Origin of the sequence: Corallococcus caeni, assembly GCF_036245865.1 — a bacterium.
In the GTDB taxonomy this organism is placed as follows: domain Bacteria; phylum Myxococcota; class Myxococcia; order Myxococcales; family Myxococcaceae; genus Corallococcus; species Corallococcus caeni.
The window spans coordinates 237,539-262,238 of record NZ_BTTW01000004.1 but is presented as its reverse complement, the minus strand read 5'-3'; the positions used below and the strand labels follow the sequence as shown (position 1 = coordinate 262,238).

The 24,700-nt window shown below is 69.3% G+C and carries 13 protein-coding genes and 2 tRNA genes; 10 read left to right on the top strand and 5 right to left on the bottom strand.

All coding sequences use genetic code 11. From position 1 onward, the window contains the following. Positions 1-41 precede the first annotated feature (41 nt). From AABA78_RS19315 to AABA78_RS19270, 10 genes are all read left to right on the top strand, one after another. On the top strand, positions 42-302 hold the full coding sequence (locus tag AABA78_RS19315) for a hypothetical protein (protein ID WP_171412345.1): 261 nt from the start codon (positions 42-44) through the stop codon (positions 300-302). A 4-nt stretch (positions 303-306) separates the two neighbouring features. Beyond that, entirely contained in the window at positions 307-1,083 is a 777-nt protein-coding gene (locus AABA78_RS19310) for a hypothetical protein (protein WP_338264533.1), read from the top strand. A 101-nt stretch (positions 1,084-1,184) separates the two neighbouring features. Further along, positions 1,185-4,868, top strand: coding sequence for an AsmA family protein (locus AABA78_RS19305; protein ID WP_338264532.1), 3,684 nt, complete (start codon positions 1,185-1,187; stop codon positions 4,866-4,868). Further along, the gene (locus AABA78_RS19300; RefSeq protein WP_338264530.1) at positions 4,865-5,404 is read left to right on the top strand and encodes a DUF1318 domain-containing protein; all 540 of its coding nucleotides are present in this window, start codon (positions 4,865-4,867) and stop codon (positions 5,402-5,404) included. The genes AABA78_RS19305 and AABA78_RS19300 overlap by 4 nt, the downstream gene beginning before the upstream one ends. Further along, positions 5,398-8,895, top strand: a complete 3,498-nt coding sequence (locus AABA78_RS19295) for a hypothetical protein (protein WP_338264528.1) — start codon at positions 5,398-5,400, stop codon at positions 8,893-8,895. The genes AABA78_RS19300 and AABA78_RS19295 overlap by 7 nt, the downstream gene beginning before the upstream one ends. 190 nt (positions 8,896-9,085) lie before the next feature. Next, entirely contained in the window at positions 9,086-9,574 is a 489-nt protein-coding gene (locus AABA78_RS19290) for a Spy/CpxP family protein refolding chaperone (protein ID WP_338264527.1), read from the top strand. Between the two features lie 382 nt (positions 9,575-9,956). After that, positions 9,957-10,028 (top strand) — tRNA-Val (locus tag AABA78_RS19285). A gap of 21 nt (positions 10,029-10,049) precedes the next feature. Then, a tRNA-Asp gene (locus AABA78_RS19280) sits at positions 10,050-10,126 on the top strand. Positions 10,127-10,425: 299 nt separating this feature from the next. After that, entirely contained in the window at positions 10,426-10,713 is a 288-nt protein-coding gene (locus tag AABA78_RS19275; RefSeq protein ID WP_338264525.1) for a hypothetical protein, read from the top strand. A gap of 225 nt (positions 10,714-10,938) precedes the next feature. Beyond that, positions 10,939-12,312 (top strand): WD40 repeat domain-containing protein, encoded by a 1,374-nt coding sequence (locus tag AABA78_RS19270; protein ID WP_338264523.1) that lies wholly within the window; start codon positions 10,939-10,941, stop codon positions 12,310-12,312. 267 nt (positions 12,313-12,579) lie between these two features. On the opposite strand, the gene AABA78_RS19265 is transcribed toward AABA78_RS19270, so the two are convergent. From AABA78_RS19265 to AABA78_RS19245, 5 genes are all read right to left on the bottom strand, one after another. Beyond that, positions 12,580-17,925 (bottom strand): CHAT domain-containing protein, encoded by a 5,346-nt coding sequence (locus tag AABA78_RS19265; protein WP_338264521.1) that lies wholly within the window; start codon positions 17,923-17,925, stop codon positions 12,580-12,582. Positions 17,926-17,958: 33 nt separating this feature from the next. Next, on the bottom strand, positions 17,959-19,062 hold the full coding sequence (locus AABA78_RS19260; RefSeq protein ID WP_338264519.1) for a ComEC/Rec2 family competence protein: 1,104 nt from the start codon (positions 19,060-19,062) through the stop codon (positions 17,959-17,961). Then, entirely contained in the window at positions 19,025-21,997 is a 2,973-nt protein-coding gene (locus tag AABA78_RS19255; RefSeq protein WP_338264517.1) for a hypothetical protein, read from the bottom strand. Before AABA78_RS19255 ends, AABA78_RS19260 begins: the two co-directional genes overlap by 38 nt. 79 nt (positions 21,998-22,076) lie before the next feature. Further along, positions 22,077-23,063, bottom strand: coding sequence for a hypothetical protein (locus tag AABA78_RS19250; protein WP_338264515.1), 987 nt, complete (start codon positions 23,061-23,063; stop codon positions 22,077-22,079). 114 nt (positions 23,064-23,177) lie between these two features. Next, positions 23,178-24,623 (bottom strand): glycoside hydrolase family 43 protein, encoded by a 1,446-nt coding sequence (locus tag AABA78_RS19245; protein WP_338264514.1) that lies wholly within the window; start codon positions 24,621-24,623, stop codon positions 23,178-23,180. Positions 24,624-24,700 lie beyond the last annotated feature (77 nt).

Below are 24,700 nucleotides of genomic sequence, written 5' to 3'. Positions count from 1 at the left end.
CCCTGGATGATCCACCGGGGCTCCCGGCCTAGACTCGCGGCATGAACCTCGTCCGTGGCATCCCCCTTCTCCCGGCCGCGCTGTCGTTGCTCTGCGGCTGCGCGACGATCGACACGTCGAACCTCACGCCGTCCTGCCGCAGCCAGTACGACGCCTGTCTCAACAGCTGCCAGCGGTCCTCCCCGCCCCCCTCGCGGCAGCCGCCAGACTCCGTGCAGGGCAACGCGGAGCGGCTCACGCCCGACACCCAGACCCCGGCCTGTACCGACTCCTGCAACCAGCAGGCGAAGCGCTGCACCTGAGCCCATGGCCCCGGAGCGCTACGAGACGCTGGACGGCTCGACACCGGACGTCACCCCGCTGGCGGCGGAGGTCGGGCTCAAGCAGCCGTTGAGCGCCTTCACCCTGCTGGAGGGAGGCGACGTCTTCGAGTCGCGCGGAGGCCGTCCTCCCGTCGAAGGCCCCGCGAAGGCCCGCGCCTACGTGAGCGCGAAGCTGGAGCTCAAGCCGTACGGCGCCCCGGCGGCGCAGGTGAAGCGGGTGCAGGAGGAGATCGCGCGGCAGCTCGCCGGGAACCTACAGCTCATCGCCCGGATGGAGGCGGCGCGGCCCCTGACGCTGGAGCTGATTCCCCCCGGGCACACGCTGGCGAAGTATGGCTATCCCCGGGCCGTGTCCCCCCAGGCGGCGGGCCTGTTCTGGGACCACCCGGACTGGCCCCGGGCGCGCATCGCCTTGCGCCAGGACCGGCTGGAGTCGGAGCAGTACCTGGTCTTCCACGAGATGGCGCACGCCATCCAGGGGCTGGCCTTCACGCGGAAGGAGAGCGAGCTCATCTACCGCACGATGCTCCGCACGTACCGCAGCCGCGCGGCGGTGGACGAGGTCTTCGCCATCTACAGCGAGCGCGAGTTCGTCACCGGCGTCTCCGAGCACGACCTGCGCGCACCCGGCGTGTACGGCATGGCCCGCCAGCGGTGGAACGAGGAGCACGTGTTCACGCGCTTCGTGCGCAACCTCTACTTCCCCTACAAGCCCCTGGCGGGCGGCACCGCGGGAATGACTTCGTCCAGCTTCGGTTGAAGCGGCGCCCGGGCGGCGGGCCCGCGCGAGGCGTCCTCGGATTGAAGCCCGATTCCGCCGCATGCTAGGAGGGGGCTGGCCGGTCGCCTCGACGGAACTTCATGGACTCCCCCGGTGCTGGACGGCCTCGTCGGCGGTTGACGCGAATCATCGCGGGCGCGCTCCTGATCATTCTCGCGACGTTCGTGCTCCTGCTGGTCGCGGTCGTGACCGCGTTGCACCACCTCGACCACTCCTGGCTGAAGCCGCGCATCGTGGACCAGGTGGAAGCCGCAACGGGCGTGCGGCTGGACTACCAGACAGCGCGCATCGACGTGCTCTCCGGGCTGCACCTGGAAGGGCTGGTGGTGTGGACCCCTCCGCCGTTCCAGGCCGTCGCGCCGGAGCTGCTGCGTGTCGGCACCCTGGAGGCGTCTTGGTCGCCCGGGGCCCTGCTGAAGGGGCCGGTCCGGGTGGAGCGCGTGGTGGTGCGGGACGCGACCGTCGTCCTGGTGGCGGACGACCAGGGGACCACGTCCCTCACGAACCTGACCGGACCGGCGGAGCCCGAACCGCTCGATGAAGCCTCGCCCGGGACCTCCCGGCAGGTCGCGGATCTCTTCGCCTCCCCGCTCCCCGTCGCGAGCATCGAGCTGTCACGCGTGTCGCTGACGTATGTCCGCGTCCAGCGCGGCGCGGTGGTGGACCGCTGGTCACTGCGCGGGCTCGAGGCCGGAGTCGAAGCGACGCCCCAGGACAAGGGCTGGAAGCTCCTCGTGGACCTGGGCCACACCGGGAAGCCCCTGGCCCTGACGCTGAACCGTGAAGGCCCCGCCGCGCCTTCCGCCGAAGCCCTGCTGGAGCTGGCCCTGGCGGTGGAGGCGGACGCCTCGGCCGCGCACGTGAAGGTGGACCTGGACGTCGCGCGGCAGACCTTCGATTCCCGCTTCGCGCTCCGCTCGCTGCTGCACGGCGCGGTGACGGCGAAGTTCGATGTGACAAAGCAACACACCCTCATCGAGCTGGACCGCACGCAGCTGACGGACAGCGCCGAGGTGCAGGCCCAGGTCGTGCTTCCGGATTCAACGGAGGTCCCGCCCGTCCTGACGCGCGCCCTGGCGGACGTGGACGTGGGACGGCTGCTGCGGTGGATCCCCGCGGACCTGGTGCCGTTCACGCTCGAGAGCGGCAAGGCGCACCTGGAGGCCCGGGAGGTCACGCTCAGCGACGTGCCCCAGCTGGGGGCCCAGGGCCGGTTCGGGCTGGACGTGGACGTGGCGCAGCTCCTCTTCGTCCAGGAGGCGCTCCGGGTGGAGCTTGGCGGTGGACGCGTCTCGCTGACGGCGACCCCGGATGATCCGCGGGGTTTGGCCACCCGGCTCACGTTCGCGCTCCAGGGGCTCGACGTCGGGGGCGCAACCCCGCTCCGCGTTCCGAAGGCCTCCGGCGAGCTGACGGGACGCCAGCTGCGGCCCGACCTCGCCTCGCCCTTCCGGGTGGCGGGAGACGCGGCCCTGTCGGCCAGGGTGGACGCGTTGGACGTCCGTGCCTCCGGGCTCCGTGCGACCGCCGAGCGCCTGGGCCTCCAGCTCCAGGTGCCGCTGACGGCGAAGCCCCCCTTCGCGCTGAAGGCGGACCTGCCCGTGGAGACACTTCGCGTGATCACCCCTGACGGCCGTGAGGTGATGAAGGGCCCCGCGCGCGTGCAGCTCCACGTGACGGAGGCCTTTCCCACCATGGAGGAGCCCCGGCTCAGCAAGGCCCGCGCGCGGCTGGAGCTGGACGTGGGCACGCTGCACGCGTCGCTGGACGCCACGAAGGGGACCGACGACCTGGCGTACACGCTGGACGTGAGGACGCCGGACCTCGTCGCCGCACGGCCCTTCATCCCGGATGACGTCGCCGCGCGGCTGCCCTGGAAGCAGCTGGCCGTGACGCTGGCCTCCAAGGGCAGGCTGATGGCCCTGTTCGCGCCCTCGCCCCGCGTGGAGCACCAGACGGAGCTGAGCCTGCAACGGCCGGGCTGGGACGACGCGTCCGCGGGCAGCGCCGCCCTCGTGTTGAAGTCGCAAGGGGACGACTGGAAGCACAAGGGGGACCTGGACCTGCGGGTCGAAGGGCTTCGCATCGGAGAGACCGACGCGGGCGCCCAACACCAGACGCTGACGTTCGACGTCGACCGCCGGAACCTCTCGCTCCGGTTGGGGCTCACCGGCCACACGGGACTGAAGGTCGCCGCGAACGCGGCGCTGGCCTTCAACCGGAAGGCCCGCGCGCTTCGCGTGGACGTGACGGGTGACTTCCCGCCCCTGGGCCCGCTGTCGCCGCTCCTGGCCAAGGCGCGGGTGCCTCCGGAAGTGGACCCATCGAAGCTCGCGATGACCGGCGAGCTGCACGGCACCCTGACCGGCCTCATCACGCACCTCGGCGCCGACGGCACGGTCCGCCTGGCCCCCATGCCCCCGCGCGCCGCCAGCTTCGAGGGCAAGGCCCAGGTGGACCTGCGCGGCGTGCGCTGGAAGCAGCCGGACCAGACCATCAACATCCCCGCCCTGCGCTGGCAGGGTGAATCCCACGCCGAGGGCGCCAGGCGCACCGTCCACACGACCCTCGCGGTGGAGAAGCTCACCGTCAGCATGAACGAGCGCCGGCTGACGTTCGCGGACCTCTCCAGCGACAGCACCGCCACCTTCACCGACCAATGGGAGCAGGGTGACATCGAGCTGAAGCAGCGCGTGAAGGTCCGCTCACTGGAACAGAAGCCGGCGCTGCCCTACCCCGTCCAGGACGTGGAGGCGGCGTTCTCCGTCCTGCGCACGCCCGCGGGCGTCATCCGCATCCCGGACCTGAGTCTGTCCAATGGGGGCACGCAGACGCAGCTGAAGGTCCAGGGCCGCCTGGACCTGAGCAACGACCAGCAGCGCCTGGGGCTGCGGGGCTCGCTGGAGCAGGACCTGGCCCACCTCGCGCGACCGGGACAGGTGGAGAGCAGCGGCAAGGCCACGGTGGACTTCCGAGTGGCGTCGCCGGACCTGGTGGTCTTCCACACCGTCTCCAACCTCAAGCTCCAGGACGTGAACGTGCGGATGCCCGAGTCCGGCATCGCCGTGGAGACGCTCAACGGCGACGTGCCGCTGACGGAGAACGTGGAGGTCTCCCAGGACGGGGTGCGGCTCTTGAACGACCTGGACGTCAATCCCTACTCGATGCTGCGCTTCGCGGATCAGCACCCGCTGCTCACGCGCAGCGGCTTCCTGTCCGCGGACCGCATCACCACGCCGTGGATGACCATCGCCCCCCTCGCGGGCAACCTGGCCATCAACCAGAACGTGTTCTCCATGAGCCAGCTGGAGATGGGCGTCCGCGGAGGGCGGGTTACAGGCCAGTGCATGCTGAACTATCAGGGCAAGCACTCCACGCTGGAGGCCCACGTGCGGGCGACAGGCGTGAAGTCCTCCCGGGGCGAGCCCTTCGATGGCAACGCCGCCATGGTCATCTCCGCCAGGGACCGCAGCATCAACGGGCGCGCGGAGATCCTGCGCATCGGCAACCGCCACCTGTTGGACCTGCTCGACCTGGAGGACCCGCGCCACGCCGACCCCGCTACCAACCGCGTCCGCTACGCGTTGGGCCTGGGCTATCCGGAGCACGTGCGAGTGAGCTTCAAGCAGGGCTTCGGAAGCCTGCTCATCACCATGGGCGGACTGGCCAGACTGGTCAGCATCGACGAGATCCGGGGCATCCCCCTGGGCCCCATCGTCGACCGCGCCATCACCACCATGTTCCCTCCGGAGGCCCTGCCATGACACGCCGTGGATTGCTGCTCATGGCCGCCCTCGCCGCTCCCGGGTGCATCAGCGCGCCGGAGATCGTCATGGTGGACCGGGCGACGGCGCTCGAGGAGCAGGCCGCCGGCTCGTACAAGGACGTGGAGCAGCGGCTGGCCAGGGCGGGCATGAACCCCACGCCGGTGCCGCTGACGCCCAACCAGCTGGAGGACCTGGGCATCCAGCCCCCGCCGCTGGTGGAGAACCTGGGCAAGACGCAGGCGGACCGCGTGGACGACCTGGTGCGGCGGCACTGCGTGGGCGAGGGCAAGGACGGGCTGCTGGTGGTCACCCGGAAGCAGTGCACGGCCGGACGCGTGTCCGCGGACGACGCCTCCATGGTGGAGCGGGTGAACCGGGCCCGGCGGCAGCTGTGGCAGTGGATGCGGACCGTGCGCCCTGGCGTACCGGAAGAGACGCTGCGCCAGAACTGGCAGCAGGCGCACGCGGAAGGGGTCGTCTGCGGCGGCTGGGTGGAAGCCGCTGACGGCACCTGGGGAGAGAAGAAGTGCTGACGCCCCGAGCCCCGTGGGTCCTGGCCCTCACCGTCCTCGTCGCGAGCGGCGCCTGGGGGCAGGACGACGAGAACGACGGAGGCATGCGCCTGCCCGAGCGGCTCACCGTGGGCATGGGGGATCAGTTCCTGGGGCAGCTGGGGCCTGACGAGAACTCGCTGCTGTTCGTGTCCAACCGGGACATCGCGACGGAGGTCTTCGTCCAGGACGTGGAGAAGGGCCGCGAGCGCCGCCTCTTCGACGAAGGCGCGGACGTGACGTGGCCGCGCATCAGCCCCGACGGCAAGCAGCTGCTCTACATCTCGTTCCGCACCCAGGCCGGCGGCCAGCTCTGCGTGCGCGAGCTGCCGGAGGCGAAGGAGCGCCGCTGCCTGGAGGAGGAGACCAGCGCGCTGCAGGCGGAGTGGATCGACGACACGCACATCGCGCTGGTGAGCCGCGCGACCATCCAGGGTGACCTGCGGCTGTCGAAGGTCGCGCTGGGGGCCGGATGGCACGTGACGCCCCTGCTCGAGCGCAACCTGACCAGCCCCACGTTCTCCCCGGATGGGCGCTGGCTGGTGTACGTCCCCGTCGAACGCTCCGTGCGGCAGGTGGGCCCGGGCTTCGCCGCACGCGCCGCGCCCCACCTGGAGGCGGTCCGGTTGGATGTCCCCGGCGCGGCACCCGTCCCGCTGGCGCTCGACATCCCGGGGCAGACGGGACAGCCGGTGTTCGCGCGCGACGGACGCTCGCTGTACGTGGTGCAGTTCTTCACCGACTCCAACGGGGACGGGGTGATTGACGCAAGCGACAGCGGGGTGCTGTTCCGCGTGTCCTTCTCCTCCGAGCGCGACGACGCGCCCGCGCAGGCCGCCGCCACCAGCCCGGACCAGCTCACCACCGAGGCGTGGAACTGCGAGTACCCCTCCCCCACCGCCGCGTCGCTCATCACGACCTGCTCACGAGGCCAGTCGCTGGACGTGTACCGGCTGCCGCTGGACGGCCAGGTCCCCGGGGAGTGGGACGTGCCCCGCCTCAAGGAAGAGCTGGGCATGGTGGGCAAGCGCGCGGATGAGCTCCTCCTCTACCGCCAGCGCCTGCTGCGCGAGACCCGGCCCAAGCCCCGCCGGTTGTTGATGATGCGCCTGAGCCAGCTCCACCTGGCCTACGGGGACTTCGACGCCGCGGACTTCTACGCCCGTCACATGCAGTCGGTGAGCGACCCCGTCACCGCGGGACTGTCGGAGCCGCTGCGGCTGCTCATCGCCCACCGGCGCGCCCTGAAGGAGCGCGACCGGGGCCGCATGGTGGACGAGCTGCAGGAGGCCGAGCGCCAGCGCATGGCGGCGCTCGACCCCGCCGCCGCGCCCAGCCCGCCCTCCGCCGTCTATCAGCACGTCGTGCGCAGCGAGCTGGCGCAGTCGGCCGGCGACTTCACGCTCGCGCGGCAGGAGCTGGAGGCGGCGCAGCTGACGGACACCACGCCGCGCGCGGTGCTGGAGGCCTGGTACGAGCAGGCGGACGCGCTGTACCGCGAACTGGACGATCGGGATGCGCTGGTCGCCGCGGGCCGCCAGCTCTCCCGGAACAAGGTCTTCAAGGAGGATGATCAGCTCGACTTCGCGCGCGCCGCCGTCCGCGCCCTGTACCGGGGACGCCCCTACGCTGAAGCGGACGCCGCCATGGCCCAGGCGCTCGCGGCGGAGCCCGCGGGGACGCCGTATGCGTTCGCCCTGGAGCTGGGCCGTCACGTCAATGCCTTGCACGAGGAGCGCCCTCCCCGCCCCGTCCGGGACGCGCTGGTCGCCTTCTACAAACAGCAGCAGAACCCGCTTCGCCGCCGCGTGGTGGTGCAGGACACCGCCGAACGCGCCACGAGCCTGGGGGCCGACGGCGTGATGGAGGCCCTGGCGACGCTCTACGTCGACGACGCCCCGGCAGGCACCGAGGAGCGCCGCCGGGCGGAGCGGCTGTTCCGCCGCGCGCTGCTGGGCCGCGCCTACCGCCGCATGGGGCGGGACCGGATGGACGAGGCCCGCGCCGACTTCGACCTGGTGACGCGGCGGACGGGCTCGCTGGAGAGCGCCGTCGAGTCCATGAGCCTGCGTCTGCGCGCGGGCGTGGCCCCGGAGGTGATCATCCGGGAGGTCACCACCGACGTTCCGGCCAAGGCGAAGTCGCTCTCCCACTTCGTGAAGGCCTACGTGACGACGCGCCGGCTGTCCAAGCTGGATGACGCCGCGCACGCGCAGGCGGTGAAGACCGGCCTCGCGGAGCTGCGCGCGGCGTGGCAGGAGCTCAAGAACCAGCGCGAGGTGCAGGCCCTCATGGGGGCCATCCACCACGAGGACTTCCTGCGGGGCCACAACCCCGCCGCCGCCGAGCGCGCCAACCGGCACTACCTGGTCGCCCTGGACCTGGTGCGCAACAACCCGCGCTACAAGGCGATGATCCTCGGCGCGCTGGGACTGCTGCACACGCAGGTGGGCAACCACCACATCGCCCTGGGCTACCTGGACGAACGGGACAAGCTGCCCTACGCGGACAGCGCCGCGGGGCTGTCCGTGGCCCTGGCCCGCGCCCGCGCCCTCCTGCACGTCAACCGCGAGGCGGAGGCCGCGCAATCCGCGGAGAAGGCCCTGGCCATGGTGGAGGCCGCGCCGAAGCTGGCCGCCCGGTTCACCCCGTTGGTGCTGGATCGCGCGGCGCTCTACAACCTGGCCGCGGGCCGGTTCGAGCAGGCGCTGGGGCTCTACGACCGCGCGCTGCCCGGCATCGACGCCAGCGCTCGCGACGCGGAGGGCCTGCGCAACCGGCTGGTGCTGCGGCTGGCCCGCTGCGCCGCGGCGCTGGGCGCGGACAAGCCCCAGCGGGCGCTGGAGGACCTGGACCAGGTGGACCGCGACCTGGCGACGCCCGCCGTGCAGGCCACGCTGAAGCAGGCGCACGCCACGCCCGCGTTCGTCCACCGCGCGTACCGCATCATCGCCGCCGGGCTGCGCGCCAACGCGGAGACCCGGCTCGGGCGCGTGGACGCCGCAGCTCGCGCGCTGGAGCAGCGGCGCGCGTTGTTCCTGGAGCAGTTCGACGAATCGGATCGTGACGAGGACATCCGCGCGGTGACGCTCGCGGAGCTGCGGCTGGCGGAGAACGCCGTGGACCAGCGGGATCCGGCGCGGGCGGCGCAGTGGCTGGGCAAGGCGCTGGAGCACGCGGACTCGCTGATGGCGCGCACCCACGCCCCGGTCGATGCCGGCCAACTGGACGTGCTCTGGTTCGCGGCGCAGCTGCAGTCCGAGGACAGGACGCGGATGCCCTTCGACGTGCCCCAGCGGATGAGCCAGGCGCGGCGCACCCTCATCGAACAGCGCGACCCGGCGTGGCGCGCCTGGCTGGCGTGGTTCAACATCTACGTGGCGCTCAGCGGCACCGGGGGTTCCCTCCCGGTCGCCGCGGAGAAGCCAGACGCGACGAAGGACGCACGGACCGAGGCCGAACACATTCGGTAACGCGCGGGACATTTTCGCGGCACATGGCGGGAGCACCTTGCACCGTGTCAGCCCGGAAGCCCCGGGCCTGAGCGGCACGGGCCTCCGTGGGGGACAAACCCCTCCCAGTCGGTCCCGCACGGTGTCCACGTGCCGTCAGGCCAAAGGCTTCCGGGTGCGGTCATCACGCGCAACCTGGAGGTACGTCACCATGAAGCGCCATCTGTTCATGCTGGGCCTGCTGTTCGCCGTTCCCGCCTTCGCCGGATCCACCACCACCCCCACCCCGCAGGGCGCGCGCCGCCCGCCCCCGTTCGAGCGCAAGTCGCCGGTCCAGGTGCTCATCGACCACCGCCAGGACCTGGCCCTCACCGACGCCCAGGCCTTGAGCCTGGAGAAGATCCAGGCCGCACTCGACGTGAAGAACGCGCCCGTGAGGCAGTCCCTGGAGGCCCTGCGCCCGTCCGCACCACCGGACCGCAACACCCAGGGCACGCCGTCCGCTCAGGACCAGGCCAGGCACGAGCAGGCCCGCGGCCTGTTCGAGCAGCTGCGCACCAACGACATGGCTGCCTACCAGGAAGCAGAGCAGGTGCTGACGGACGCCCAGAAGGCCCAGGCCCGCACCGTCCTGGAGGCCGAGCGGCCCGCCCACGGCCCGGGGCACGGCGGCCGGGGCGGTCCTCCCCGAGGCGAATAGCCCTCCAGGACGGGGCCGGCCAGCCGCCCGCCAGGATGGCCGGAACCCCGGCGGCTTGGAGTGTCGTTTCCTGAAAGTCACGAACTCCCCGTCAGGATGTCAGAGGGACTCCGTATGGTGCGGGGTACCTGGAGGCGAAGATGCAGACGATGTTGGTGTTCGTGCCGGTGGCCCTGTTGCTGGGCGCCGTGTTGATGATTCCCCGCTCCCGCCGCCGCGTGCGCCGGTGGAAGGTGCGGGCCTAGCAGGCGGATCCGCGCCCGTCGGATCCGCCCCTTTCCGAGGGGGCGAAGCCGAATGCAGGGGCCTCGAAAACAGATGCTTGACGGAGGCGGATGGGGACGGTACAAGCCGCCTCACTGAATCACGGCGGGGCCGCGCAGGGCGGATAGCTCAGCGGTAGAGCGGCGCCCTTACAAGGCGATGGTCACAGGTTCAATCCCTGTTCCGCCCATATAGAGTTAGCAGGGTTTGTGGGGAGTTAGTTCAGTTGGTTAGAACGCCGGCCTGTCACGCCGGAGGCCACGGGTTCAAGTCCCGTACTCCTCGCCAATAAGAAGGGCCCGGAACCGAAAGGTTCCGGGCCTTTCTCTTTTCTGGCCATCCCCTCCCCCTGCGTCGCGGAGCCCGTCCGGACACGACGAGCAGCGCAGCTCCATGAGGCCCCGGAGGCCCTGGAGGACGAACGGGCGCTCCCGTGCACGTGGCCGGAGGCGGCGGCGGTGACGAAGGGCGTCTCTCCCAGGGGCCGTCCGGTCGTTTCCCGGGAACTGCGCGACGCTCAAGCAGGCAGCGGTGCCTGCGGTCGGCAGAGGTTTCATGCCCCCTTCAGCTCCGGTTCCCCGCGACGCATGCCCCAGATGGACGGGGCCCTGTTCCTGGTCATGGGCGTCATCGTCTTCGTGATGGTCCTGGCCCAGCGCGCCGTCTCCAAGGACCTGTATGAGCGCCTGCGCACGGGCAGTGGAATCCAGGTGCTCCACGACCGCGATGCCCCCGGCCACAGCTACCCCGAGGGCGAGGGCGGCATCCCCCTGGTGCTCGCCGCACTGGCCTCCATGATGGCCGGAGGCGTCAGCATCACGGGCCTGGTGATGATGCTGAGGAAGGGCACCACGGAAGAGGACTTCCTCGAGTAGAGCCAGGGCAAGGCGGAAGCAAGCCCTGCAATCCTATACAACGCAGGTTTGCGCCGCTGCCTCGATGGAAGGGGGTGAAATCCACCCCGAACTGGCTTCTCGTTCCTGGACCTTCAGACAACTTGCGAAGGCATTGCCGTCAGGCTTTAGACTGCCGCCCGTCACTGCCGGAGCTTCAAAACCAGACGACAGCAGGGGGCGTGGCCGCAAAGGGCCACGGAATACATGAACATGAAGATTGCCAATCGATTGGTTTGGATACTGGCCGCGTGTGCGTGGCTGGCGGCGTGTCAGGGGACGCCCCCGGAGGAAACGACGGGTACCGAGTCCATCCGCATGGAGATCTCCCTGGCGGGAGATGTCTGCGGAGTCACCTCGGCCGACGCCACGGTCTCCGCGCCGGACATGACGACCCTGGGGCCCGTGCCGCTCCAGGTGACGAACACGACCCTCCAGGGCCGCATCTCCCAGGTCCCGGCGGGCACGGCCCGGACGGTGCGGGTGGACGCGTTCAACGCTTCCGGCCTGCTGGTGTACTCGGGGAGCACCGTGGTGGATGTGGTGGCCGGCAGCGTCACCTCGGCCAACATCGTCCTGCGCCGCGACCTGCCGAACTGCCCCAACGCGCCGGGCACGGGTGACATCGACATCACGGGGTCGCTGGAGACGGGCGAGCCGTCCACCGATGGGGGCACGTCCGACGGTGGCTCGCTCCCGGATGGGGGCCTCGTCCTGGACGGCGCGCAGCTCGCCTTCAACCTGGACGACGCCACCCTGACCTCCGGCGGCGTCATCCACTTCTTCGACCGCACCGCGGATCGGGTCCACCGGCTGGACGTGGCCAACCGCCGCTTCCTGAGCTCCTACGCGGGCACGGCGGACGCCGTGTCCATGGCGGTGTCTCCGGACGGGACCACCACGTACCTGGCCTACACCGGCGGGCGCATGGATGCCTTTTCGCAGGACGGCACCGCCCGCTTCTTCGCCGCGGCGCCGGAGACGGTGTCGAGCATGGTGGTGGCCGGCAACTACCTGTTCACCATCGACAGCTCCGGCGCGTGGGATTCGCACTCGCTCTACCAGCGCTCCACCGGTGCGCGCGTCGCCACGGCCGAGTGGCGCTACTCGGCCCGCAGCCTCGTGTTCTCTCCGGTGAACAAGCGCGTCTACCTGCTCAACTCCGGCGTCTCCCCGACGGACGTGACGATGGTGGACGTGGACCCCGTCGCGGGCACGCTGGGCGCGGAGCGGGACTCGCCGTACCACGGTGACTACAACCTGCCCAACCCCCTCCGGCTCCTGCCGGACGAGTCCGGCGTCATGGTGGGCAGCGGCCTGTTCTTCAACGCCGCCGACCTCACCTACCGCACCAGCCTGGGCCTGTCGTTCGTGGACGTCGCCTTCCACAACGGGCGCTACTACCTCATCGACACCGTGGGGAACACGACGCAGCTGCGGGTGCTGAGCAGCACCTTCGACATCCTCTCGGCCAGCTACTACCCCGGCATCGCGAAGCGGGTGTTCGTGCACCGCGGAGAGCTGGTGCTCGTCACGGGGGTGAGCACGGGGCAGCTCCAGGTGCGCATCCTCGCGCTGTAGCCGCGAGGAATTGAAACACAGCCAGAAGCCCAGCAATCCCAACCGGTTGCTGGGCTTTTTGCTTGCCCGCGCTCGGGGCTCCTCCCTGGGCTTCCAGGGCGGACCGTGACTCCCGAGCGGTACCGGGGATTCCAGCTCACGTCCACCCAGAGGTCGCCCGCGACCACAGACCTATTCTTCGTCGCTCTACCTGGGGTGTTCGAGAGCAACTACGTCTGGGTCAACGCGCTTCCATGAGCCGTCCTGGGCAGGACTGCCGGTCTCCGATCATCCCACCCAGTGGACGAAGGCTTTGAGTGACCAGTTGCGGCCGAAACTCGAAGCAGGATTGCTGTCTGCCTGCATGCTTTCGGACTGGAGGGAGTGGAGCACCAGGGAGGGGTCTTGCTCCCGGGCCAATGCCTCAAGCACAGCACTCCCTACCTGGACCGCGGTTCCCAGTCGCACGTTCCAAAGCGGGGCGATGATTCGTCGGGCTCCGCTCGCCAGGAATGCGCCGGCCAATCCCGCCGCGCGGTGGAGCCAGCCGCCTACCTGTCCTGTCTCACAAGAGAGGAGCACCACGGTGGCGCCCGCGATGCGACGAGGATCCGCGCCCACCTGTTCCAATGCCAGTTCCGAGTCCGAGCCTGTCTCGTCGAGGAGCTGGAGCGTTGCCTTGCGAGGACCTTCGACCCCGCCATGGCAGAGGATCACCACCACGTCCGCTTCCGCTAGCTCGCGCAGGACATCCTGCGCCGATGCCGGCCGCTCCACGAGCCCAGGGCACGTCAGTTTGAGCGCGGTCCCGAACTTCGCCCCCTGACTCAGCAACACACGTGGCCTTCCGGAGGAAGCTACGCGGTGGGCGAGGTGTGCACCGAGCTTGACCGCGCTCTTGAGATCTCCCCTGCGGCCGGGCCCGGGGTCCGCGACCGCCAGGAGCGTGCATCGGGGACGGCCCGGAAAGGAGCGTGACTCCAACGCGAGCCGCGTCCCCAGCGAAACAGGCGTGGAGGGCCAGAGGTCCACCGGGGCCAGCAATCGAAGGGGGCCCGCGGGAATCCAGAGCAGGTGCGTCGGGGCAGGTGGAAGCAGCGCCTGGAGGGACGGCAGCAACTGCGTCCGGGCCCAGGCGAGGAGGTCCCGGTAGGGCTGTCCGCTCTCATCCACTCCCATGGCCTGGGCCACCGCGCGCGCCTCCACCGGAATCGCGCCGACCCGGAGTTCCGCCACCCTCACCTGAGGGTGCTCCCGGCTCTCGAGGACTACCACCATCGTTCCCAGGCTTCCGCTGATGAGCGCAACGGCGGCCGAGCCGGGCCGGGCTCGCAACCAGCTCCAGGTCCCGGACAGATCCGGCTCTCCGCGAAGGAAGGCGGGTTCGGTGAGGCGCACCTTCTCCAGGGTCCGCGCCACGACACCAGGCATTCCTCCGCGTATGGCCTCGAGCCATTCCACCCAGTCCCCCGAGGGAACCCGTTCGGGCCGGGACATCCTGCCCGCCAGGGTGCGCTGGAACGCGCCCGATGCCCGCGCGAGCCAGCGAAGGACTCGCTCCGCAGGGGCTCCGGTCAGCACGAAGGAGAGCCCCGCCGTGTCGCCACTGACGGTCCGCTCCTTCAGCGCGCGGGCCAGCACGGTTCCTACGTCGGCGGTGACCTGGGCCTCCTCGAATGCCGACGGCTCGTCCACCAACAGGAAGGGCCGGGCTTCATCAAGTGCGACCCAGGCGCGCTCAGCGGTGGACTCGATGTGCCCGGGCTCCTGGGTCAGGACGGAGAGCCGGAGCAGCCCGAGGGCGGATTGGGCGAGCCGCTCGCCCTTCCCCCATCTCCGGGCCGCCGCGATGGCGCCGTCGAGCGCTTGCGCTCCACGAACCCACAGCTCTTGGGGCCAGGGCTCGGAATCGGGCCAGCATTCCAGGACTCGTATGATGGCCTGCCCCATTTCATCGGTGGTCTCCCAATGGAATCCGGGATGGGCCTCCAGGGTCCGGACCTGAAGCACCTGTTCGCACAGCAGCAGTCCCGCGATGACGGCCTTCGATTCCATGCTTCCCGTGTGGCGGTCCGGCGCCATCAGGTGCATAGCGAGGTTGTGGGCGGTCATGGCCCAGTTGAAAGGCTGGGCCCCGCGGTCCTGTCCCTCCAGGCGTTGACGCCACAGTGAGATGGCCTCGGCGCGCCGCCCTGCTCGGACGGCGAGCTCCGCGAGGCAGAGGGCCTGGTAGTTCTCCACCGAGAACCGTCGCAGGTCGGGGACATCCTCCCATGGCATCGACTCGAAGTACGTCCGCGCTTCGGCAAGCAGCGCGTCACCCTCGGGAGAGCGGCGTCGCGAGCCCAGGCGCGTGAGTTCCACCGCGAGGTTGCCCTTCGCGAGCGCCTGCTCCGAGGCACCGCGAGCCACCGAGACGCGCGCTCGCGCGGCCTTGAGGCCCTCCTCGTACTCGGGCTCGCTGCCTCCTGTTCGGAGCTCCGCCCGGACCTCCGCGAGGTTCGTGCGCATGATGGCTTCGCCGTCCTGCATTCCCAGCTGCTCGTAGCGGCGCCGACACTCCTCGTAGAGCCTTTCGGCCTCGCGCAGGTGGGCATCCCGGTCCCCGTCCGTCCGGTAGCGCGTCGCGCGTGCGAAGCATTGCAGCGCATCAAGGGAAGCGGCTGGGTTCACCGCGGGATCGTCGAGCACCTCGCGACACAACCGTGCTGAGCGGGAGAAGTCATTGATGGGGTGGTCGTGGACATCCAGGGGCGCCCAGACGCGAGCCAGCTCCAGGATGAGGAAGTGGCGCGCCTCCGGACTGGGAATGGCCCGGCTCAGACGCTCGGCCTCTTCGATGGCGGACCACGTCTCCTGAACGCTCGCATGTCCGGGGCCCGCGAGGTGCGTGAGCAGCTTCGCGCGCGCCGCGCAGATCCCCGGGCGCTGCTTGACGTCGCTGACGTGGAGCAGGCGCTCCGCGCGTGCCCGCAGGAAAGAAGGTGTTCGTTCTTCCGGCGCTGACTCCTGGGCCAGGATGGCCTGGGCCTGGGGGCTGGATGGATCCAGTGACATTTCGGCAATGAGGTCCTTCGCCCGCTTCAATGGGCGCGTTTCCCGGATATAGGCGGCGACCGCGGGTTGCTGGACGGAGGCCATTCCGTTGCGCATCCACTCATCCGGAATCGGTCCTTGCTGGCCACGCTTCGCGTGAGCCGCCTTCTCCGCCAACCTCGGGTGAAGCCGGCCGAGTTCATCCAGCCGCCGGTGGAGCGCACCATCTTGCTGCCGATGGGGGATGAGCTGGGCCATGAGGCTGACCAACCGCTCCGCCAGGGCCAGCCGGTTCAGCGCATCCCCGCAGCGCAACGCCTCTTCAAGCCGGGCGATGGCACGCGTCAGGCGCTCCTCTTCTGGACGCTCCGACTGCTCGAGTTCCGCTTCGGCGGCGGACAAGTGGGTCTCGGCCTCGTAGGGTCCCCCTGATCGGAACTTGAGGGCATGCTCCAACAACCGTAGGGCCTGCGCTGCATCGCCCGGGGCCTTGCGCAAGAGCAGAGCATCCGCGTTGACCTTCGAGAGCTTCGCGGCTTCAAGCGGATTGGGAGCCCCCAGGCTCCGAGCCTGCTCGTAGAGGCTCAGGGCGCGCTCGACGTCGCGGGCGGGCCCTTCCCGGAAGGCATTGCCCGTGGTGATGAGGAGCGCGAAGGGAAGGTGACCTGAAACCTGGGCCCGGGTGGTCTCTTCCATCGCCTTGAGGAGGCTCTGGCGTGCCTCCTCCAGGATGCGTCCGCGGCGTTCCGCCAGGGGGTGAAGCACCTGGAGCGCATTCAGTCGTTCGACGCCCTTGAAGTAGCCTGCTTCGAGCCTTTCTTCAGGGGTGCGCGCCGCCGCCAGGAGGGCATCCGCGGCGTGCGAATAGGGCGTTCCCTCTCCCCACGCTTTGGTCTGGGCGAGGAACTGCACCCTCAGGCGAAACAAGGAGAAACTCGGCTCGCGAGCCAGCGCACGCTCGACGCGTTCAAGCAGGCGTGGCCCCACTGCCCCCACCGGCCCAAGCGCCGCGAGGAGGGCCAGCAGTTCGTGACCCGCCGTGGAGGTGCGGGACATGCATTCGAGCAGCCAGTCCAGACACTCCTCCGCGCGATCCGGACGGGCCCTCATGAGTCTGCCCAGGAGTGTCAGCTCCTGCACATCGAAGGAGCTGGCCTCGGAAGGATGCCGCCCTTGGGCAAGCTCGACCACCCATACGGGCACCTCATCAAAGGGACCCCGCGGGGCATCCATAGCCTCCGACGAAGCCTTGTCACTGGAAGCCAAGCTTCGCTGACGGATCCACCGAAGGCGCGCCTGGAGCACCTGCGTTTCCGCGGAGTCATTGACGGTGCCAAGCAAACGCTCGGCGACGCTGAGCGCTCGCGGAAGCGTGAGTGGTCCCGGATGGAGCAGGATGGAGACGGCCTCCGTCCGACGACGGCCCAATTCCTCTACGGGAAGAGGCAGGGCCTGATCGAACCAGAGCGCTAGGGCGATCTGCTCGGGCGTGGACATGGCGGCGCCGGAGGCGAGCTGCGACACGCGGATCGACGCCAGGACCCGTGCGTTGACCTCTCTCGCGGAGGCGCTACTGGCCAGGACCTCCGCCGCATGCTCCGCGTGGCGCCAGGCCCGGTCCAGTACCTTCCTGTCCCCCCTCGCGCTCTTCCAGAGCGCCGCCGCCAGATCCGAACGCATCGACGGATCATCGTCCTCGCCCACCAGCAGCCGCTCCACCATGTCGCAGAGTTGGAGGCGCTCGTCATGGGCCTGCTCGTCGAGAAGGGCCATCAACAGCCCCGCGGTCCTCAGCCGCTCTGGGTGGGTCGTGTCCTTCGACAGCTTCCGCCGCAGCAGCTCCTGTGCTTCGCCCTTTCGTCCCTCGCTTGCGAGGAGCCGTGCACGGACGATGGGCTCGATGTGTGGGCCATTCGCGCCATCCAGCAGTCCACGGCGGAGGTCCCCGGGGAGCTGCTCCGCCTGGTTCATCAGGAGGGTGGCAAGCTGCTGCTCCAGGGGGGCGTTGAGCTGTAGGGTGCCCTGGGCATAGCTCCTCATCACGTCGAGCACCTCCTCCGCCAGTTGCCCGCGGTTGCGGTCGGGCCCCAACCGCAGCAACAGCAGGAGCTTCTCGAAAGGGGTGCCTGCCACCTCCCGTTCCGCGGACCGCAGGCGGTCGTGCCAGCGTTGGACGTCGCCGGACAGCTCTTCCAGTTCGGCCAGGCGCACCGAGGCCAAGGCAAGGTGTCCCTGGAGGCCTACGGCCCGCGCATCCTCGATCGCTCGCGTGAGCTGGGCCGCTGCATCGTCGTGACGCTCAAGGCAGGCATACGCGGTGGCCAACGTCATGCGGGTCTGGACGCGCGATTGGCTGGGGGCGCCGGGCGCGAGCAGCCCCAGGGCCTCTTCCAGATGCCCTACGGCAGGAGCGGCGTCTTCCGATTCCAACAAAGCCTGACCGAGCACGCCATGCGCGCTGGAGCGCTCCTCTGGGAGGGTCCCCACCGGCAGTTCCTGGAGCGCCTCGCGTGCGAGTTGGACGGCTTGCGCCGGCATCCGCTTGTCGAGGAACCCTTTGGCGAGGTCCAGCTTCCTTGTCGCTCCGGCGTCCGTCATGTGCCCCCCGGTGCTGCGATTGGAACCACCAGCTCAGCCCCAGGTGAGAATCCGCGACCCACCTTCCACCGCGGGGTAGGTGGTGGTGAAGCCATGGCGGACCTGAAGGCTCTCGGACTTCCACTGGGAAGCGGAGAGCGACGCGGTGTTGAAGTGCAGGCGAACCCCGCGCTTCGCGGCGACGATGCGTGCGATTGCCTGGGCATCTGGATGTCGGAAGCGCGTGCCATCCGTGGAGATGAGGAAGTCGCTGCACTCCACCAGGTCGAGCCACTCGCGCGTGACATTGCGCTTGCTTCCATGGTGAGGAAGCTTGACCGCGCTCAAGGGCAGCCGGGAAAGCCCCCGCTCCTGGAGCAACCGCTGGAGTGTCTCGGCAAGGACCTGGGGCCAAGCATCCGCGGCGAGCAGACACGCCTGGGTTCCGCTCTCGGCGAGCAGCGCGATGCTGCTGCCATTGGCGGGGGCATCGTCACGCTGCGGGGGCTCCGCAGCCAGCGCCCCCACGTCCAGGGCTCCTCCCAGACGATCCGCCGGGTCCTGCGTCGCCATGAAGGGGCGGGACAACTCCTCATTCACGGACCTGACCTCCCTTGCCCAGACGAGCGCCATCTTCCGGAGCGCGACCGGTGTCGGCGACAGCACCGTCAGCGACAACCCACCGCGCAGCTTGATGCGCGGCAATGCCCCCGTGTCCGGCACGGCAATGGGGCCCCGGCGAAAGGCTTCATTCCAGGGCCCTCCCTGGATGATTGTCGTCAGCGCTTCCCCCTGTCCGGGGCCGAGCCGGTCTTCAGGTGGAGCTTCCGGCGCCGCACCGCCTCCTTCCGCGCCCGTGAGTTCCGCCAGGAAAGACTTCATGTGGTGCTGGCCGTTGAACCAGAGGTCGTCATAAGTGATGCCGACCGCGGGGTCCCGGAGCAACTCCAGGATGCCGCCAATGTGGTCCGCATCGACGTGGGTGACGACAATCAAATCGAAGTGCGACCGCGCATCACGGGAAAGCCGTGCGCGCAGGGCCGGATACGACGCGGGGGTGCCGCCATCAATGAGGACGCGCTCGGAGCGTCCCTCCTGCACATGCTCCAGGATCAGACAGTCACCGCACCCCGCCGGCAGCATCTCCAGTGTCAGCATTGATGTTCCCTCCCAGGCTTGTCGGCGCATCCAGATACCAGTCCACATCGCCGTAGACGGCAAGCCCAAGCATGAGCGGATCTCCCCTGGAAAGGAGTGTGCGCCGCAAGCGGATAAACGCGTCCCCCACGTTGACCTCCCCCTGCCGCACCATTGCTTCCAGCCCTGCGAGCATCGCCGCGGTTGTGGGGCCCGCGTGCCGCCCAAGCATGTCCGCCATGCTGCTGACCACCACTGCGGACCCCTGCCCGGCCCAGAGGAACTGGTTCACCACGTTCTGGAACTTCACCGTGGGAAGCAGGGGACTGCACCCCATCAGCAGGACAAGGACTCCGTCGGCGGAGTTCAGCTTCTTCACGTGGCGCTCATGAAGACGGGAGACGCCGAGCGCATCGGAGGCGATCTCGATGGTCTGCACATCCGTGCCCTCTTCCTGATCCGTGTGGACGAGGAGCACCAATAGGGAAGGAGCATCCCGCTGGATGGCCCTGGCCCACTGTTTCCACTCCTTCACTTCCGTGGTGCGGGCAGGCCACAGCGTCTCGAGGGTGCGCCTCACCCGATCCATGCTGGTAGCGTCGTTCAGGTCCACGCGATGGCTGGCGCCGACGAGGCCTCGGAGCAGCAGCGGGATGGTGCGTCGTTCCCTCCGAGGCATGACCCTCAACCCGACGCCACCTGCCCGTTGCATGGAAGAAGCGCGTTGCCGCTCCAAGACACGGGTGAGTCCCCAAAAGCCAGCGGGGCAAACGAAAGCCTCCGCCTCTTCCTCATCCTGGTGGGAAGTGTGATCACACTCGCCCGTTTCCAGCGCCAGCTGGGCATTGGGACACAACCTGGCACTGGGGTGCGGCGCGGGGAGGTCATAGAAGAACTCCACGGGAATGAAGCTTCCCACCGTGGTCTCCAGGATCTGGATCCGGCGCCCCCGAAGCAGGCTCCGGCCCACGCCGGGCCGCGACACCGCGGCCCTCCAGAAGAGGCTCCCCTGGTTGGCCAAGGCCACGAGAAGCTTCACGAGTCGCGCATCCTCCAACGAGGTGGGCCGTGCCTCCGCCTGGGTCAACAGTTCCAGGCGGGCGCGAATCTGGTGAATGGACTCCTTCAGGTCCGGATGATCGATGTCGAACCAGTGGATGTCGTCGTCCTCCACGACCATGGCATGCGCACCGCCCGAGGCGTCCTCCTGGATCACGAGAGCGGCGTCGAAGGGCGTGCGCTCCTCCAGCGGTTCGTCCAGGGAGAGGGAGGGAAACTCCACCTCCTGCTTCACGCCACGCCCCATGTCGGAACGTGCCTCGCGTGTCATCACGACCGGGGCGGAGAGACGCGCTGTCTGGAGGACCCGGTTGCGGTGCAGAACGGTGATGCGCGCGGAGAAGTCTCTTGCCGCCAATGCCCCCTGGGCGGCCCCTGGAATGGTGACCGAGAAGGCACAGCGGGTACTGTCCCCCTTGGAGCCCAGGACGATGTGCCTGGCTTGTGGTGGAGCCTGCTGGCTGGTGGACTCATCCGAGTAGACGACGGTGAGCGTGTGGCCATCGGGAGAGGGAGGAAGGCTGGCTTCGGGGAACGGCCTCCTCACGAAGCGCGAGCCGGAGCGCACCTCACCGATGTGGATCTCCAACTGGTAGGTCTGGCCGGCCAGGAGTGCCCCAAGCTCCTGCTCCGGCTTCGGCCCCTCCGTGGAGAGGATGTTGGCCTGGAGATGACGGCCCGGCGGCTTCTGGGCAGGCTGTTGCTGCATGGCCCAGGGCGGGGGCGTCTGGAGATTGTGGGACAGCGCCACGTCCAGGGTCTTCTCCGCCGTCCGAACGGCCCGGCGAAGCTGCGAGAGCGCGGCACCCGCGCCAGGTGGGAGCTTGTACCCAGGCTGGGAGAGGCGCTGCTGGAGGGCCGTCGCCAGCTCCGGGGCGGTCCATTCCTTCTGCTCCCATCCCAGCATGCGCGCCAGGAACTCCGGGACCTGGAGGTCCATCAAGTCAAAGCGGGTCCGCAGTGGCGCCACGTATTCAAGCAACCTGCGGGCCACGTCGACTTCCTCCCGGAGGGGCAGTGTGGTGCCGTCCAGGAACGTCCATGAAGAAAGCAGGAATGGGGCCCTGCCCGTCTGGGTCGCCAGCCGCGCCGCTTCATCGAAGGGGACTCCTTTCCCCAGCGCGGCCATGAGCGAGAACCAGAACTCCTCGCGTCTCTTGAGGGGCGCGCGCACCACCAGCACGGCGCCCGTGTCCAACCGGTAACGGAGTTTGAGGCCCAGAGCCATCGCAACGGCGGCGCTGTTGCCCTCGGGCAGAAAGGCGATGGCGATGGCGCTAGCAGGCAGCGCGCCCGCTTCGTGTCCCGGTGCGCCTGGCACGAAGCAGACATCAGCGGGCACCACGAGGATGTGTCCGGCGGCGTTGCCCTCCAGGGGACTCCAGAGTGCCGGTGCCTTTCCCAGGAGGCTGCCGGCTCCCAGCCCCTGGAGGTGTCTCCGCTCCGAAGGCACGGCAACGACGGACAGTGGCCACGAGAGCGTGCGCTGCTGGCGTGGCACACCCGAGCGGAGATGGACCGATGCAGCCCCCACGGACGGGTCCGCGAGCAGTTCCGCGAACAAGGCGAGCACCTGCGGGTCCTCGTCTTCGTGCACGATTTCAATACGAAGAGGGCCCACCTCCGACAGCAGCCATTCCCAGAGCGCGGCCAGCGGCTCGGCTTGCTCGAACCCGCCAAGCCGTAGCTCCTCCAGGACTGCACTGTCGTGGGGGGAGAATCCGAAACGAAGCCGCCTCCCCGCGAAGAGGCTCTTCAGCGAAAGGACTCTTCCCCAGGTACGCGCATTGAGCCCCAACTCCGGATGCGCTGCCAGCGCTCCCAGCATGGCGATGGCCGGAGCACGGACCTCGCCCCGTAGGGGCCGCATGAAACGTTTGAAGAAGTGGATGTCCACGCTACGGAGCGACTCCTGGCCAAGGCTTCACTGGCTGTCCCAACGGGCACGAGCGCCGAAGACGATAGGCGGTTCGCGCTCAGCGAATCCCGGCGAACTGCTGCTCGTACACCTTGCGGTGCGACGTGCCGTTGTGCTCCACGTCCATCCGCGTCTTGGCCAGGTCCAGCCGGTAGGCCTGCTTCGCATCCGCGCCCTTCCCCTCGGTCTCCTTGGCGTATTTCATGTAGTCCATCGTGTAGAACGACCCCAGGTTCTTCAGCTCGCTGTGCTCTGCGTGCGCCAGTTCACGGCCCACCATGCCCGTGTGGAGCATTCCCTCCACCTCGAGCTTCATCTTCTTCTCCGCGTAGTCGGAGGGGGAGGTGACCTTCTTGTTGCGGACGTCATCGTCCAGCGCGTCGAACTGGGGGCGTCGGTGGGCGTTGTTCATCTCGAACATGAACGTGCCCGCCGCGTCCTCCGGCGACTTCTGCTTGAGCGTGGGGTCCATGTACACGGTCACCTTCTGGGTGGACGTGTTCCGCGACGTGTGCGAGCGGCCGTGGATGGCGCCCTCCCTCACCTGCACGCCCGCGGCGGACGTTTCATTGAGCCGCTTCACCGCGGTCGGGCTCTGCGCCAGGAGCTGGGCGGCGTTGCCATATCCCAGCTCCGCGAAGTCCTGGAGCACGCGGTTGGGGAGCGCGTCGATCTCCGGCTGGGTGATGGCCTTGACCTTGTTGGCGGCCGCCGTGTCCACCGGGGCGTCGGCCTGCGGCTTCACGGGCGTCTTGTTCCCCGCGCCGGCCGTGAAGGTGTCCTTGCCCACGGCCGTGTTGGACGGGGTCGCCACGCTGCTGCTGGAGCTGGCCTGGGCCGGGGCCTCCGGGCTCTCCACCCGCTGCTTCTTCACCGACGCCGTCGTGCTGGCCTCGGCATTCGGAGGCGTCGGCGAAGAAGAGCCTGACTTCGAGGGATCCGACAGCCCCGCGTCCGAAGCCTTGCGCTTGTTGCCCGCGACGGGAGGGGGCAGCGGGGGCGGAGGAGTGGGAGAGGATGAGCGGCTCTTGATACCCTTGGGCATGGAAGCTCCTGGCGGGGGAGGCCATAGCCTATCATCCGGTCACGGCGCGGGCGTTCCATGATGGGATGAATGGTTTTGGTTTGGACCGGCCAGGGGCTCCGCTCGGAGTGCCCGCTAGGGCATGGGACGCGAACCGGAGGACGGGGCTTCCGGAACCGCGGGCCAGCCATTGGGCCAGGTGATGGCATCCACGAGCATCACCCGGGCCGTGTGGGCGCTGTTCCAGGCGTGGTAGACCATGACCGTGTCCCCGCCGGGGCCGGTGACCACGGAGTTGTGGCCGGGCCCCACCCAGCCGCTCGCCGTCTTGAGGATGGGGTTGCCCAGCTTCGTATAGGGCCCCAGCGGACTCGTGGCCCGGGCCACGCCCACGGCGTAGGTGCTGTTGGCGTACGAGTTGCCGCTGTAGAAGAGGTAGTAGTAACCGCCCCGCGCGACGACCCACGGCGCCTCCACGACGCCGCCCTCCCAGGAGAGCGTGTTGCTCATGAGCGTGCGCCGCGTTCCGGTGAGCGACAGTCCATCCGCCGACAGTGTCTGGCCATAGATGGGCGTGGACTGGCCCACCGCGTTTCCGTCCGCCTTCCACACCAGGTACGGCACGCCCGCGGTGTCGTAGAAGAACGTGGCGTCAATCATCCCCATGCCCGCGTCATGCACCAGGGGCTGGCCCAGGTCCGTGAAGGGCCCCAGCGCGCTGGTGGCCGTCGCCGCGCCAATGGACAGCTTCCCGTCCTGGTGGCGCGCGGTGAAGTACGCGATGTACCGGGTGCCGACCTTGTGGATCTCCGGCGCCCAGAAGTCCCCCGTGGCCCACGTCGGACGGCGCGTGGAGGGGAAGATGTTGCCCGAGGCCGTCCAGGTGACCAGGTCCTTCGACGTGCGCAGCGGGAACGCGTTGGCCGCGCCCCCCGACGTGCAGGCCGCGACGTACTGCGTGCCGTCGTGGATGACGCCAGGGTCCGCGCAGTCCACGGGCACCACGGGGTTCTGGTAGAGCCCGCCACAGCCCGTGTAGCGCAGCGCGACGCCACACGCGTCGGTGCCGCTGAAGTACGGCGCCCAGTCGTTCGACAGGACCGTGTACGAATTGGGGGACGCATTGGTGCAGCCGCGGTCCCAGGTCACGCGGCCGCCCACGTCATCGTATTGGGCCGCATGCCCCGCGGGATGCAACCACGCCGCGCCGTAGGTGACGCGCGTCGCGCAGCTCGTCGCGCCGGAGCAGTCCGTGTCGAGCGCCATCACGCAGGCGTCGCGCCCGGTGAAGTAGGGCTTCCAGCCGTTCGACAACACGGCGTAGGAATTGGTGCCTTCGTTGACGCAGCTGCCGTCCCAGGTCACCAAGCCGCTCGCGACGTCGTACTGCTCCGGGTGCCCGGGGTGGATCCACCGGTCCCCGTAGGTGATGCGCGTGCTGCACGCGAGCGCCCCGCTGGACGTGCCCACCGGGGCCTCGTCCACCGGCGGGCCTTCGGAGCGCTCCTCACCACAACCCGCCACGAGCGCGGAGAGCGCCCCGGCGAGGACCACGGCGGACAACAACGGGGGGTTCTGCATCGATGGACCTCCAGATGGGTAAAGTCCTGGATAACACATCTATCAGCTATTACCCGTTGAGAGCCATGGAGGTGAGG

Bases quoted from the DNA above. Each gene is read 5' to 3' on its own strand.
- AABA78_RS19315 (WP_171412345.1), top strand. From the start codon at position 42: ATGAACCTCGTCCGTGGCATCCCCCTTCTCCCGGCCGCGCTGTCGTTG.
- AABA78_RS19310 (WP_338264533.1), top strand. From the start codon at position 307: ATGGCCCCGGAGCGCTACGAGACGCTGGACGGCTCGACACCGGACGTC.
- AABA78_RS19305 (WP_338264532.1), top strand. From the start codon at position 1,185: ATGGACTCCCCCGGTGCTGGACGGCCTCGTCGGCGGTTGACGCGAATC.
- AABA78_RS19300 (WP_338264530.1), top strand. From the start codon at position 4,865: ATGACACGCCGTGGATTGCTGCTCATGGCCGCCCTCGCCGCTCCCGGG.
- AABA78_RS19290 (WP_338264527.1), top strand. From the start codon at position 9,086: ATGAAGCGCCATCTGTTCATGCTGGGCCTGCTGTTCGCCGTTCCCGCC.
- AABA78_RS19275 (WP_338264525.1), top strand. From the start codon at position 10,426: ATGCCCCAGATGGACGGGGCCCTGTTCCTGGTCATGGGCGTCATCGTC.
- AABA78_RS19270 (WP_338264523.1), top strand. From the start codon at position 10,939: ATGAACATGAAGATTGCCAATCGATTGGTTTGGATACTGGCCGCGTGT.
- AABA78_RS19265 (WP_338264521.1), bottom strand. From the start codon at position 17,925: ATGACGGACGCCGGAGCGACAAGGAAGCTGGACCTCGCCAAAGGGTTC.
- AABA78_RS19260 (WP_338264519.1), bottom strand. From the start codon at position 19,062: ATGCTGACACTGGAGATGCTGCCGGCGGGGTGCGGTGACTGTCTGATC.
- AABA78_RS19250 (WP_338264515.1), bottom strand. From the start codon at position 23,063: ATGCCCAAGGGTATCAAGAGCCGCTCATCCTCTCCCACTCCTCCGCCC.
- AABA78_RS19245 (WP_338264514.1), bottom strand. From the start codon at position 24,623: ATGCAGAACCCCCCGTTGTTGTCCGCCGTGGTCCTCGCCGGGGCGCTC.